The sequence below is a fragment of the Flavobacterium sp. Root901 genome, from assembly GCF_001429765.1.
Taxonomy (GTDB): Bacteria; Bacteroidota; Bacteroidia; order Flavobacteriales; family Flavobacteriaceae; genus Flavobacterium.
In genome coordinates this window covers 135803-148929 of sequence record NZ_LMJB01000009.1, presented here as the reverse complement: position 1 = coordinate 148929, position 13127 = coordinate 135803, and the positions used below count along the sequence as shown (strand labels likewise).

Below are 13127 nucleotides of genomic sequence, written 5' to 3'. Positions count from 1 at the left end.
TAGATTGTGTTTACAAAACACATTTACAATTTTAGAAATGTTTAATTTTAAATTGCTGCCGGAATATCTTTTACAGGAACTGGCCAGACACCTGGAGCAGGGAAACTAATTCCTTTATTAGCACCTCTTACACTGGCATCCTGACCAAAATAGTATAGCGGCCATCCGTTGTAAACCAATTGTGATTTACCAAAAACCGTTATAACAGAAAATTTAGATTTATCAAGTACAGAAGGCACTACGATTTTGTCTGTTTCATATATTGGCCAAACTGAGTTGTTTGAAAAATCTTCTTTTGTAAAATTGTTTTTCTTGAAATTATCGTTTTTAAAAGCGTAAAGTGTCAAGCCTTTACCATCTGTAAAATAAGTTGTAGCACCATCTCCAACGGTATAATCTGATTTGTAGTTTTTACCGTCATGTCCAACAAGCTGGCTTCTCACGATCATAACAGAATAATCCGGTTTTGCGATAAACCAAATACCTCCAATTCCATCTCCTGATGTTTTTCCAGCAGCTTCTGGCGTATTGGTTACATTTCCATATCCATCATCTCCGGAACTTGGCGAGTAATAATATAAAGGCCATCCTTTGTAGGTTAATTGTTTTTTAGCAGACGGAGTAGTAATAGTTCCAAAATCTGATAATGTTAATCCTGTACCTAATTTGTCTGCGGTTAAATTGTCTACATAAAATACAGGCCATACTACTTCACATCCTCCTGTACAAGACGATTGGCCATTTGCATCTGTTGAGAAAAAATATAATGATCTTCCGTCCTTGTCTACAAGGTAAGAACCTAATGTAGCACTTGTAGCAAGACTAACGGCTTTTTTAACTTCCGGAGCTGGAGGATTATTTCCATTGTCTCCACTATCTCCGCCGTCACTGCTGCAGCTTACAAAAAATGTTGTGATTACAAGTGCTGCAGCGAATTTAAGTTGTTTTAATTTCATCGTTTTTTAATTTAAGTTATATTGAAAGGGAAAATGAACTTTACAGCAATCAGTAAAGTGTTTGTTTTGATTATTGTCTGTCAAAGGATTTTTATAAGCATTTCGTTTCAGCTACGAACTGTCATAAAAAAAATAGCCCTCGTGGTACAGTATGAAGTTTTGTAAGGGATTCATCTTTTATTCTTTTTGGTATAGTTCAATAGTAAAACACCTTTGATGCAGATTACCCTACCAAAGAATTGTTATTTTCTGAAAAAAAAATTAAAAAGAAGTATAAGGTTTATTGGAACCTCGGGTAATTTAAATTATAACCAATTAAAAATCAGTATATTTTAACGCGGATAAAACGGATTCGTTATCACGAAGACGTGGATAAAGACGGATCTTTTAGTTTTATATCTAAATCCGTTTTTATCCGCGTTTTTGCGTAGCAAGTCTGTTTTATCCGCGTTAAAATTTATACAAAGCAGATGTTAAAATGAAACTCTAAAGCTCAGATTTGGAGTTCGTTGCAGCGAAAAAGTTTCGACTTCCTCAATCGAATTTGTCAAAGTAGTTATTCTGTAATATTCGTTGATTTCATTCTTTCTGTTGAGAATATTTAAAATGGATATTCCTAATTTGTATTGAATTCCATTATCTGTTTCCCATTTATAAGTAGAGGAGAAGTTAACCTGCGAAAAAATATGCAGATTCGTATTATTAGGTCTGTTGTAAACCAGTGTGGGATTTGAGGGATTAATTAAAGCAGTGTTTGGAGAAGTTTTGGGTCTGCCGGAAGTCCATTTTGTACCCAGAGCAATTTTAAAATTGTTTTTCTCATAAATTCCAGCCCACGATGCCGTGTGCATTACTTCGAAGTTGTTAGGGAAAACAGGATATTCGTAATTAGTAAAATGATAATTATTATGATTGTACGTATAACTTAACCAGGTAAGAAAGTGATTCATTTTTTTCTGAACCAGCATTTCTGCTCCCCAAACCTCATAATCTCCGGTTGTTTTTACAAATTCTAACTGGTTTTGAAAACCCTGACTGGAAGTTGTAATGCCGGCTACTTTTTTATAAAAATTTTCGATATCAAAAAGCCAGTCATTCTTTACATAAGATAAATTTAATGACAGCTGCCTGCTTTTCTGAATGGGAATTGCAGCATTATTAGAGATAATCCAGCGTCTTTTTTCAATACCGAAATAATCTTTCTGTAAATCAATAATCTGCTGGGAATTCTGGCTTTTAAGTTCGCCCAGCAATTCTAAATTTAAGCTTTTGCTGAAGCCGTAACTAAACTGAATTCGCGGTTCTGCAATAAATTTTTTGAATCTTTCGATATAATTAATGCGTGTTCCGGCCTTAAAATATATTCTGGAAATAGTATCGTTGTATTTTCCTTCCAAAATTAAAGCATGGGTTCTCAGTACTTCTTTTACCTTACGAAAGAAATCAGGATTCGTTACATCTTCCAGATTCGTAATTCCTATTTCGTTGAATTGATATCCGTTGTTAAAAGTAAATTTAGAAGTAATAATATGGTTATTTTCTAAATTGACTCCGTTGTTGTTAACTGAATTTTCCTGAATAACAATCTGGCCTGCACTGGTACTTTGGTTGCCCAAAAGTTTGTAAGCAGAGTTGTAAATATTGACTTTAGTGGTGTTAAAGCTGTTCCAGTTTCTTTTCCAGGCTAAATTTCCGCCATAGTTCTGCTGGCGCAAAATATTATTTTCAGACTTATTGATATCATATACAGTAGCACTCTGAAAAACCTCCAAATTATCTTTAATAGTAATCAAATCCAGTACAATTTGGTCTCTGTTGCCTATTTTTTGAGCATATTTTAGTGTTGCATCATAGAAACCAAATTTTTTATCACTTTTATAATCAACATTTTGTTTGTCTGAAAAATCAGTGATGGTAGTGTTTTGAAATACCTTATTAAAATATTCCTTATAAGTAGGAGTTTCTACAAAATCGGTTATGGATTTACGGGCAGAAATTTCGATATAGCTTTTTTTCGAAAGATTATACTTCGCATAAATATCAGCATTAATCATATTGATTCCGGCGCTGTACGAATTTTTTTCAGCTGTTTCCGGAGTCGAAGAAATCGCGACCACGCTCGATACACTTTCTCCGTAAAAGGCAGAACTTCCGTTTTTGTAAATAGAAATCGTATGCGCCAAATTAGGATTGAAAGCCGATATTAAACCAAAAAAATGTCCCGTTTGAAACATCCGTATTCCATTCCACAAAAACAAATTCTGGTCATGTGTGCCTCCGCGTACATTAATGCTCGAAACACTTTCGTCAATACTGTTTACACCCGGAATCTGCTGCATGGTCTGCAAAGCATCGGGCTCTATTAGTCCGGGCAGGATACCAAATTTTTTAGGTTTGATTTCAAATGATCCGTCTTTGTTTTTTGAAATTCCCGAAGCCAGAATAGCATTTGCCTTAATTTCCTTTAGTATCGTAATTTCAGGTTCTAATATGATTTGAAGACAATCTTTGGATTCAGGATTAACAGCTGCGATTTTCCTGGTTACAAATCCAACATGACTGACAAAAAATACGACTGCATTGTTTTCACTAAATTCAAAATAACCGTTTGAATTTGTTGTAACCTGGGTTTTGTCAGATAAATTAATATTAGCATTTTCAACAGGTTTTTTGTCTGCGGAGGAAAATACATAGCCGCAGATTATTTGGGATTCATTTTCTTTTTTATAAATATTAATGAATTTATTGCCGATGTTTTCAAAAGATAAATGGGTTTTTTCAGCCAGATATTGCAGTTTTTCTTCCAGTGAAAATGATTTTTTGGGCGGAATTAATTTCAGTCCGGCAACATTGTCTTCGGTATAATTAAAACTAACTTCATGCTGTTTTTCAATATCAGTTATTATTTTTTTAAAAGGCATAGCTTTCCCTTTGTCTTGAGCAAAAACGTTCAGGACAAGGAAAAACAAAAAAAACAAAAAATGAAATTGTTTGGGGAGCAACATTTATTTTTCGTCAAAAATTATTTTATTTTTTGAGACTTGTTTAGCCTCTAAATGATACGTTGTACTAATAATCTGCAAGGCTGTATTTAAATCTTTAGATGGTAATTTTCCTGTAAACAATGAAATTGTATCTTTTGTTTTTAATTCGATTTTAATATTGTACTGTCTTTCAACCTCGTCCAGAATGTTTCTGATGTTTTCTTTATAAAAACATATTTGATTGTCCAGCCATTCTGGTTTAACTGATTTTACAGTCATTTTGATTTGTTTTCCGTTTTCAAAACTTACGCTTTGTCCGTGCGTCAGTAAAATTTGAGTCCCGGCATAATTTACTTTTACGCGGCCTTCATAACATACAACATCAAACCTGTTTTTTCTGGCTTTAACATTAAACTGAGTTCCTAAAACGCTTACTTTTCCAAGATTTGTTTCTACTTCAAATTTTCGGCCTTTTGCTACCCTGAAATAAGCTTCTCCCTGCAATTTGAGATGTCTGTTATTATCCCAGTTCCATTTTTTATAGTTTATTTCAGAACCTGAATTCAATACTACTTCAGAATTATCCGGTAATGAAAAAGTAGTTTTTTCTCCAAAATCTGCTTTCTGAATTTCAGGCACAAAAAACTTCATCACAAACGTAATTCCCAAAGCCAGAACAAAAATTGCAGCAGCTCTGAACGCCCATTTTTTGTAATGCGGAACTATTTTTGGAGCCGCTTTTTTCTGACTTAGAATATTCGACAGCATAGCATTTTCATCCAAATCACCAACTTCCAGACGAGCCGCGTAATTTTTGATTTTTTGATATTTTTCAAAATCCGGACCTGCCTCAAATTCTGCTAATTCATCCGGAGATAAATCATCATTAAGCCATTTTGCCAATAAGCGATCTTTTTTCATTTTATTGTACTATTATAATTAAAACAATCAGAGTTTAATTTACCCTACTTTTTAGATATCAATTTCTTTGCGTAAGCTTAATAAAGCGAGATGAATACGTTTTTCTACGGCCTTTACGCTTATGTTTAAATCAGCAGCAATTTCGCTGTATTTTTTCCCATCGATTCTGTGCATCAGGAAAGCGGTGCGCTGTTTTTCGTTTAAGTTTTCAATGGCTTTTAAAAGTTTAGCCTGAAACTGTTTTTCTTCCAGGATATATTCCGGGTTTTCATTGGTTTTGTCCAAACCGGTAAAGTTTTTTTCATATTTCAAAACCACTTTCTGGTGCGCAGCATGATTAAGACTGCTGTTGTTTGCAATCGTGTACAGATATGATTTTGCTTTCTCTAACGGTACGGAAGCACAATTCTGCCAAAGTTTTACAAAGGCTTCCTGCGCGGCATCTTGGGCCTGATCGGCATTGCCAAATTTGTAAAAAAGAAAATTTCGAAGCGCTTTTACATGACTTTTAAAGAAAGACGAAAAGATTATCTCGTCGCAAGTATTTGATTGGTTTTGAGTTGGCATTTAAATTTTCAATTGGTATGATGCAAAAGTATTTGTTTTTAGTTTAAGTAGGGTAAAAGCAGCCGAGATTGTTTTATAGAAGAATAAAATGGTATTTTCTTTTGATAATTAAGCAATTAAAAAAATAAAGCTAAAATTGCAGTACCGAATTTATTAAAAAACAGTTTCTTAAATTTATTACCTTTGTAAAAATATAAATATGCTTCGTTTACAAAAATATTTATCAATTGCAGCAGTTTTCCTGTTCCTGTTTTCGTGTCAGGACGATATAGACCAACAGGACAATAATCCGCAGGGAACCATTACAAATGCTTCGCCTCTTACATCGTATCTGCAAAGGGTTGCGATGGTACAGACTGTACAGGATAACGTAATTGATGGTTCTACTTACTGCATGATAAAATTCCCCTATACGGTTACGGTTAACAATGATCAGATTGCGATTAATAACGCAGCCGATTATCAAAAAGTAGTGGATAATATCAATGCTAATAACTATGACGATGATATTGTAAAAATAGATTTTCCGGTAACGATGGTTTATTACAATTATATCGAGAAATTTATTCCGCAGGAATCTGATTTTAATGATTTGATTGATTACTGGAATATGTATCCGGATCTGTTATCAAAAATTAACGGACTGAATATCAATTATCCTATCACAATTAACATTTATAACAGTGCCAGCCAGATTGGAAGTTCTCAGTCAATTATAAGCGATCAGGCATTTTTTAATTTTATAAAAGGTTTGAATGCCAGTCAGTATATTTCTTTAAAATATCCAATTTCAATAGTAGATTACCATGGTCAGACAAAATCGATTAACAGCAATTTAGAGTTCGAAAATGCTATAAAATATGCGATTGATTATTGTCCGGAAAATAACATTGTAACCCTTAACCTGAATGAAGTAATTACAAAAGGTTCATGGGATATTCCGTATTATTTTGATGATTCAGAAAAAACCTCATCTTACAGTGGTTATTCGTTTGTATTTAAAAGTGATAACTCAGTTGTGGCTACAAAAGGAGGAACTTCAGAAACAGGTCAATGGGAAAGTACAATACAAAATAACGTAAGAGAATTAAAATTAACTTTTAGTTCAGCATTATTAAGCAAACTGAATAAAGGCTGGAAATTGTTTGAATTTAATAATTCACAGATCCGATTGCGTGATATAAACACTACTACTGATTATCTGTACTTTGAAAAGCAATAAAAAATGACCGCACAATTTAGTTTGTATTATGCGGCCAAATCTCAAGTTAACTAATCATATATTAATTGGGCGTAAAGGTCAGGTAATCTAAATTCATATTGCCGTTTTCGACGATATGGAGAGTAAGAAGCTGTGTTCCTTTTTCTAATTTAATACTGCCAATATTTGCAGAACTGTTCCAGTGATGCCATTGTCTCCAGGCAACAGAATCATTATCATCGTGTGTAGAAACAATTTTCATGTTTCCGGTTGCGTCTTTTCCGTTTACGGCAATAGAAATTACTCCGTTTCCATTTGCGGTATACAAAAGACCAATTTTATAAGTTCCGGATTTTTTGACCTCAACGGTATAATTAATCCATTCTGTTGGCTGTGTCCAGCCTACATACAGCTGTTTCATCTTTATGGGAACTTTGGTATAAGGTGTATCATCGATGCTGTCTGTTTTGGTATAAGAAATATCAACCCCTTCCTTTATTCTGAATTCGTTTAACGGATTTCCATTTACCGGATTCAGTTTTCCGCTTCCGTTATTCACCTCATCAGTATCGTGATAGGCTGTTCCTTCGCCTCCTAAATCATAAAATTCGCATTCTATTTTTCCGGGAATCTTTTGAATCTTAAAAGGTTTTGGCTTTTCAGCCGATGTTTGTGCAAACGCCGAAATACAGTTTATCAGAATGAAAACATTCAGAAATACTACTTTTTTCATAGTATTGATTTTAAAATTAACGTACTTCTAAAGTTGCGATTGAATGCGCAGGACTTGTTATTTTGGAAGCTTTTCCTTTAATCCATAAAAAATATTCTACGTCATTATCAGATTGGTTCATTACGACAACTTCCAGATTTTTATCCTGATTTATAAAAGCAGTAGACAAAAGTTTGTTGCTGCTCGAATTACAAGCTACACGTTTTGCGCCAGGTTTAATGAATTTAGAAAAATGCCCTAAATAGTAATATCCGTTGGTATAAATTAATTTTCCGGTTTTGAGATCAGCGTGAATAGGAGACATGCAGAAATTTTGAACGTGGTTTGGCCCGCCTTTTTCATCCAGTAAAATATTCCAGTCTGTCCAGGCCACAGTTCCAATGTTGAAATCATTAATCATCGACATTCCGTATTTTTCACCATAACTCCAGTCGGTTAATAATTTTTGGTCAAAATCGGCAGCGCATCCTTCTGTCAGAATAAGCGGTTTGTCCGGAAAAGCTTCTGCAACGCGGCGTTCAGCTTCAAAGTTCATTCCGTTTTTATGCCAGTCTTCGTACCAGTGATAGCCAACTCCCCAAACATATTTTGCGGCATCTTTATCTTCTAAAACCGTGCTGACACGCTGATACATTAGATCACGATTGTGATCCCACATAATGAGTTTCTTTTTAGATAATCCGGCTTTCTGTATAGTTGGGCCAAGAAAGTTTTTAATAAAATCACGTTCTTCCTGAGCAGTAAAAATGCACGATTCCCATTTTTGAACTGCCATTGGTTCGTTCTGAACGGTATAACCCCAAATCGGAATTCCTTCTTTTTCGTATTCATTAATAAATTTCACAAAAAAGTCAGCCCAGCTTTGGTTATATTCCGGTTTTAAAGCACCGCCCTGCAAAACATTATTATTAGTTTTCATCCATGCCGGCGGACTCCACGGCGAAGCGTATAAAGTTAATTTTCCTCCGGCTTTGGCAATCGCTTCTTTTATTAACGGAATTCTGTATTTTCTGTCGTGACTGATATCGAATGTTTTTAAATCTTTGTCGCCTTCGGCAATGTAACTGTAAATATCGCTTGAGAAATCACAGCTTTGCATATTTGTACGTGCCAGAGTATAACCAATTCCTTTATCTTTATCGTAATAAGCCGTCAGGATTTCTTCCTGTTTGTCTTTTGGAAGTGCGTAAAAAACTTCTGCGGAAGCATCTGTAAGTGCGCCGCCAATTCCCAGTAAAGTTTGATAGGTTTTTGAAGGATCAACAAAAACAGAAATTTCTTTTTCTATAGGCTGAGGTTTGTCAAAAAACGATAATGTCTCAGTTTTCGTCAGTTTATTGTCCGTGTTTTTTGCCGTTAAAAAAACAGTTACGCTTTTATAATCAGCAGCTTTAGTCTGCTTTTTCTGAGCTGTTAAACTTGTCGCCAGAAATCCGGACAGCATGATGGTCAGGCATGCATTGATTTTGTATGTTTTCATAATTATGGTTAAATAGTTAATATCATTTTATGCCAGAATAGTATCAATTTTCTGAAGTTCATCCGCAGAAAAAACCGTATTCTGAAGACAACCGACAGAATCCAGAACCTGTTCCGGTTTGCTTGCGCCAATGATAACTGAACTGATGCGTTTGTCTTTTAAAACCCATGACAATGCCATTTGCGCCAGACTCTGACCGCGTTCTAATGCCATTTCATTCAACTGTCGAACTTTTGCAATATTCTCCGGCGTAATAGCATCTTGTTCGATTGCTCCGTTACCGCGATGTGCATTTGCCCTGGAATTTTCCGGAATTCCGTTTAAATATTTATTGGTCAAAAGTCCTTGTGCCAAAGGAGAAAAAGCTATTCCGCCAACTCCATTATGTTCCAGAACATCAAGTAAACCATTTTCAATTGTACGTTCCAGCATAGAATATTTAGGCTGATGAATTAAACAAGGCGTTCCTAAATCGTTTAAAATTTTAATTGCATTTTGAGTTTCTTCCGGATCGTAACTTGAAATCCCCACATAAAGCGCTTTTCCCTGACGTACAATTAAATCAAGTGCTGCTATAGTTTCTTCCAGCGGAGTATTTGGATCTGGTCTGTGATGATAAAAAATATCAACATAATCTAATCCGAGACGGGAAAGGCTTTGATCTAAACTCGCAATTAAATGTTTTTTTGATCCCCAGTCTCCGTAAGGCCCGTCCCACATAGGCCATCCGGCTTTGCTGGAAATCACAAGTTCATCACGAAAGGGTTTAAAATCTTCTTTGAATAATTGTCCAAAAGTTTGTTCTGCAGATCCCGCCGGCGGACCATAATTATTGGCCAGATCAAAATGACAAATTCCGTTGTCAAAAGCGGTGTGTAAAATATTTCGGGCGTTTTCGATGTTGTCGATTGCGCCAAAGTTGTGCCACAAACCAAGAGAAAGGGCAGGCAGCATTAATCCGCTTTTACCGCTGCGGCGGTATTCCATTTTTTTATATCGGTCTGAATCTGGTAAATAGCTCATGTTTTAATTTTAAATGTTTTGTTTTTGAATGTAATTTATTGAAATACATAGAAACATAGATTTTTATTGTTGATAAAGGCGTTTCACTTGCATTAACAAACATAGATAACTGTAGACTATGTGCAAATGATTTGTCATTTATTTTAATCTTATTAATTAAAATAATATGAACCTATGTTTCTATATGTTTAAAAAATATTCGTTTGCAGCATCCAAACGAAATTGGATTATATTTTTTTAAATGCTTTTATTACAATTTCTAAATCGGTAGTTCCTCTAAAACCGCTAAAACCAACAGAAAGTTTTGTTCCGTCTGATAAAGTGAGCGGTTGTCCGCCCTGCCAGCCTATAAGATCGGGAGCGTCAATTCCGTTAGCATTTTCTGCTACAATATTATTAAAAACCAATTTTTCATAATCTCCCGTTTTTACTCCGGTAAGCCAGACCTGACTTGCTTTTGTCCAGGCAATTTTATACGATTGTCTTTTTCGGGCTTTGTCATTTCCGTACATACGGCCATAAACGGTTCCTTCTTCGTCAATAATACATACGGCTACATTTCCGTTTGAAATTACTTTGTCTTCCTGAACCTCCATGTAACTGGGAATCAGATCTTCAATAGCCAATAGAGCCAAAGCAATTCTTAAGTGTAGAATTTGATCATTCATTATTTTGATTTGTAAAATGTTAGGGATTTCAAAGATGAAATAATTTGTTTCCTCATTTCTTAAACTAGATCAAGAAATATTAATAAATAATTCATCTTATATTTACATTTTGTAATTGGATGCAATCTTTATAAATCAATAGAAAAATGTTTGATAAAATACGGGAATATCTTTCAAGGACTGTCCGTCTTTCGGAAAAGGAACTTAAAATTTTTGAAAACAGTCTCGAATTGAGAATAGTTCCCAAAAAGACTATTTTATTGAGCGCCGGAGAAATTTGCAGTTTTGAAGCTTACATTAACAAAGGCTGTATCCGCGAATATTTTATTGATGGAGAAGGAATGGAACTGACGCTGCAGTTTGCGACCGAAGACTGGTGGGTAAGTGATATTACAAGTTTTGAAGACCAGATTCCGAGTGATATGTATATAGAAACTCTCGAAGATTGTGAGTTACTGGTTTTAACACGTCAGTCTAAAGAAAATCTGATTAATGAAGTTCCGCAGTTAGAAAGAATGTTCCGTCTGATGATTCAAAGGCATTTATCGAAATTACAAAAGCGATTGTTTAAAACGGTTTCTTCTACAGCAATGGATCAGTATATTGAATTTGTTACACGGTATCCGACAATTTCGCAGCGTGTTTCGCAGCAGTACATTGCTTCATATCTCGGAATTACACCGGAATTTTTAAGCAGGCTTCGTGCAAAGCATCTGAAAAATGGGTGAATTTAGATTAAACTTATTTTTTAATATTGAAAACAATAAAAAACTCCATTAGTAATATTGGAGTTTTTCGTTATTTATGTTAGAAATTTTAATTCCAAATTTCATTCATTTCTGTCAAGATAATCGGTTTGCCATCTGTAACAACAATCGTGTGTTCATGCTGTGCCATAAAACCGCCTTTGTTGCCAACCATTGTCCAGCCGTCTTTTAAAGTTTCGGCGATTGTAGAAGTTGTCGAAATAAAAGTTTCGATTGCAACAACAGAGTTTTTCTTAAATCTGGTTAAGTTAAATCGATCTCTGTAATTGGCAATTTCGTGCGGTTCTTCGTGGAGATTTCTTCCAACTCCGTGGCCGGTTAAATTTCGGATGACTTTGTAACCTCTTTTTTTAGCTTCGTTTTCCATTAAAAAACCAATATCAGAAATACGAACGCCGCCTTTTATATTATAAATTGCTTTTTGCAGAATTTCTTTAGAAGCCTCAATCAGTTTTTTATGCTGGTTTACATCTTCTCCAATAACAAACGAACCGCCATTATCTGAAAAGAAACCGTTTAATTCTGCCGAAACATCGATATTAATTAAATCTCCATCTTTAAGTATTCTTTTATCAGAAGGAATTCCGTGACAGAATTCTTTATTTACACTGATGCAAGTCCATCCCGGAAAACCATACGTTACATATGGTGCCGATTTTGCTCCAAAATCTTTCAGGATTTTTCCGCCAAACTCGTCTAGTTCTTTTGTTGAAATGCCAGGTTTTGCATAATTTCTCATTTCTTTTAAAGCATAAGCCACAGCTTCACTTGCCTTTTTCATTCCGATTAATTCTGCTTCTGTTGTTATGGACATGGTGGTATTTTTATAGTTGCTAATATAAAGCTTAAATTAAAAGTATTAGTTAAATATCAATTATATTAATCTTAGAGAATTGGATTTCTCATTGATGTTTTTCCATTGGAAGGTTTTCCTGTTTTATGACAAAAGTTCTCAGGATAATTTACATTGCCAAATTGTACCCAGCTTTTATAAGCTTTATCGCTAAAAGGTCTTTTCGGATTGTATGGGATTTTATTTCCTGTTCTGATACAGAAACCAAATCGAATAGTTTCTTCATCTCTTTCTGGTCGTATTGATACTTCGGAACCTAACTCCAATTCATCAGGAAAGTCTCCCAGTTTTTTCACCAATATATGTTGTCTGTAATTTCGAAAATTATGATAAAAATTATCAGTAACATCATGTAGAACATCAGATTTTATATAACTTTTTCCAAGAAATGCACTTAAGAGTTTTTTTTCATAAACAGGCCTCTTTATAAAAACAGCTTCATGGTTATGTGCAATTTCCCAACAAGCATTCCAAGCTTCTAAATCTGCCGATTTATTAAAACTACTCAAAATATTTTGTTCCGTATAAACGCCAAATTCGATATTGTTTTTAAAAGAAAAATCATAAAGATTAATAGATGTAATAACCCCTTTTCTTTCATTTCCATAATATTTAGCATGAAGTTTTGGAGCATAAACAATACTTACATTTAAGAATTTTTTGAAGTAATCGTAATCATCTTTACTTAAACTTCGGCTTACTTCTCCTTCATTTTTTCCAAATACTATCAAAATATTGACTTTAGGATTATTTGCGTGTTTGTCAAACAAACGTTTAAAATAATCATCCAGCTTTATATACGGTGAAACAATAAGAATTGTATTTTTTGCTTCCCAAATAATGCCATATACAACTTCTTCAAGTTCTTTTCCAGTAATGAATTTTGACATTTGCAATTTTTTTTGACTGTTGGTAATTTTAATTCATGTACATTATTTTTATTAATGCTAATATAATATTAAATTGAGAAAATA

12 protein-coding genes are annotated in these 13127 nt (G+C 34.3%); 2 read left to right on the top strand and 10 right to left on the bottom strand.

The window, feature by feature from the left end; genetic code table 11:
- Positions 1-47: 47 nt before the first annotated feature.
- The 4 genes from ASE21_RS18020 to ASE21_RS18005 all read right to left on the bottom strand — a co-directional run bounded on the left by ASE21_RS18020 (position 48) and on the right by ASE21_RS18005 (position 5428).
- Entirely contained in the window at positions 48-956 is a 909-nt protein-coding gene (locus ASE21_RS18020; protein ID WP_057124111.1) for a hypothetical protein, read from the bottom strand.
- Positions 957-1429: 473 nt separating this feature from the next.
- On the bottom strand, positions 1430-3877 hold the full coding sequence (locus tag ASE21_RS18015; RefSeq protein WP_242410301.1) for a carboxypeptidase-like regulatory domain-containing protein: 2448 nt from the start codon (positions 3875-3877) through the stop codon (positions 1430-1432).
- Between the two features lie 84 nt (positions 3878-3961).
- Positions 3962-4861, bottom strand: coding sequence for a FecR family protein (locus ASE21_RS18010; RefSeq protein ID WP_057124109.1), 900 nt, complete (start codon positions 4859-4861; stop codon positions 3962-3964).
- A gap of 51 nt (positions 4862-4912) precedes the next feature.
- Entirely contained in the window at positions 4913-5428 is a 516-nt protein-coding gene (locus tag ASE21_RS18005; protein WP_057124108.1) for an RNA polymerase sigma factor, read from the bottom strand.
- A gap of 199 nt (positions 5429-5627) precedes the next feature.
- On the opposite strand from ASE21_RS18005, the gene ASE21_RS18000 reads away from it, so the two are divergent.
- Positions 5628-6650, top strand: coding sequence for a hypothetical protein (locus ASE21_RS18000; protein ID WP_057124107.1), 1023 nt, complete (start codon positions 5628-5630; stop codon positions 6648-6650).
- Between the two features lie 61 nt (positions 6651-6711).
- Here the strand turns inward: ASE21_RS18000 and ASE21_RS17995 are convergent, their stop codons facing one another.
- The 4 genes from ASE21_RS17995 to ASE21_RS17980 all read right to left on the bottom strand — a co-directional run bounded on the left by ASE21_RS17995 (position 6712) and on the right by ASE21_RS17980 (position 10533).
- Positions 6712-7362: a delta endotoxin C-terminal domain-containing protein gene (locus tag ASE21_RS17995; protein WP_057124106.1), complete on the bottom strand. Its 651-nt coding sequence runs from the start codon at positions 7360-7362 to the stop codon at positions 6712-6714.
- A gap of 16 nt (positions 7363-7378) precedes the next feature.
- Positions 7379-8842 (bottom strand): glycoside hydrolase family 30 protein, encoded by a 1464-nt coding sequence (locus ASE21_RS17990; RefSeq protein WP_057124105.1) that lies wholly within the window; start codon positions 8840-8842, stop codon positions 7379-7381.
- 27 nt (positions 8843-8869) lie between these two features.
- The gene (gene mgrA / locus ASE21_RS17985) at positions 8870-9865 is read right to left on the bottom strand and encodes an L-glyceraldehyde 3-phosphate reductase (protein ID WP_057124104.1); all 996 of its coding nucleotides are present in this window, start codon (positions 9863-9865) and stop codon (positions 8870-8872) included.
- 227 nt (positions 9866-10092) lie between these two features.
- Complete coding sequence (locus ASE21_RS17980; RefSeq protein ID WP_128414722.1) at positions 10093-10533, bottom strand: GlcG/HbpS family heme-binding protein; 441 nt, start codon at positions 10531-10533, stop codon at positions 10093-10095.
- Positions 10534-10679: 146 nt separating this feature from the next.
- On the opposite strand from ASE21_RS17980, the gene ASE21_RS17975 reads away from it, so the two are divergent.
- A complete protein-coding gene (locus ASE21_RS17975; protein WP_057124102.1) occupies positions 10680-11261 on the top strand; it encodes a Crp/Fnr family transcriptional regulator in 582 nt (193 codons plus the stop codon).
- Positions 11262-11349: 88 nt separating this feature from the next.
- Here the strand turns inward: ASE21_RS17975 and map are convergent, their stop codons facing one another.
- Positions 11350-12114 (bottom strand): type I methionyl aminopeptidase, encoded by a 765-nt coding sequence (gene map / locus ASE21_RS17970; RefSeq protein WP_057124101.1) that lies wholly within the window; start codon positions 12112-12114, stop codon positions 11350-11352.
- A gap of 71 nt (positions 12115-12185) precedes the next feature.
- Entirely contained in the window at positions 12186-13043 is an 858-nt protein-coding gene (locus ASE21_RS17965; protein WP_057124100.1) for a phospholipase D family protein, read from the bottom strand.
- Positions 13044-13127 lie beyond the last annotated feature (84 nt).

What these genes read in the sequence shown, in the direction of transcription:
- ASE21_RS18020 (WP_057124111.1), bottom strand. Translation starts at nt 956, where the DNA reads ATGAAATTAAAACAACTTAAATTCGCTGCAGCACTTGTAATCACAACA.
- ASE21_RS18015 (WP_242410301.1), bottom strand. Translation starts at nt 3,877, where the DNA reads ATGCCTTTTAAAAAAATAATAACTGATATTGAAAAACAGCATGAAGTT.
- ASE21_RS18010 (WP_057124109.1), bottom strand. Translation starts at nt 4,861, where the DNA reads ATGAAAAAAGATCGCTTATTGGCAAAATGGCTTAATGATGATTTATCT.
- ASE21_RS18005 (WP_057124108.1), bottom strand. Translation starts at nt 5,428, where the DNA reads ATGCCAACTCAAAACCAATCAAATACTTGCGACGAGATAATCTTTTCG.
- ASE21_RS18000 (WP_057124107.1), top strand. Translation starts at nt 5,628, where the DNA reads ATGCTTCGTTTACAAAAATATTTATCAATTGCAGCAGTTTTCCTGTTC.
- ASE21_RS17995 (WP_057124106.1), bottom strand. Translation starts at nt 7,362, where the DNA reads ATGAAAAAAGTAGTATTTCTGAATGTTTTCATTCTGATAAACTGTATT.
- ASE21_RS17990 (WP_057124105.1), bottom strand. Translation starts at nt 8,842, where the DNA reads ATGAAAACATACAAAATCAATGCATGCCTGACCATCATGCTGTCCGGA.
- mgrA (WP_057124104.1), bottom strand. Translation starts at nt 9,865, where the DNA reads ATGAGCTATTTACCAGATTCAGACCGATATAAAAAAATGGAATACCGC.
- ASE21_RS17980 (WP_128414722.1), bottom strand. Translation starts at nt 10,533, where the DNA reads ATGAATGATCAAATTCTACACTTAAGAATTGCTTTGGCTCTATTGGCT.
- ASE21_RS17975 (WP_057124102.1), top strand. Translation starts at nt 10,680, where the DNA reads ATGTTTGATAAAATACGGGAATATCTTTCAAGGACTGTCCGTCTTTCG.
- map (WP_057124101.1), bottom strand. Translation starts at nt 12,114, where the DNA reads ATGTCCATAACAACAGAAGCAGAATTAATCGGAATGAAAAAGGCAAGT.
- ASE21_RS17965 (WP_057124100.1), bottom strand. Translation starts at nt 13,043, where the DNA reads ATGTCAAAATTCATTACTGGAAAAGAACTTGAAGAAGTTGTATATGGC.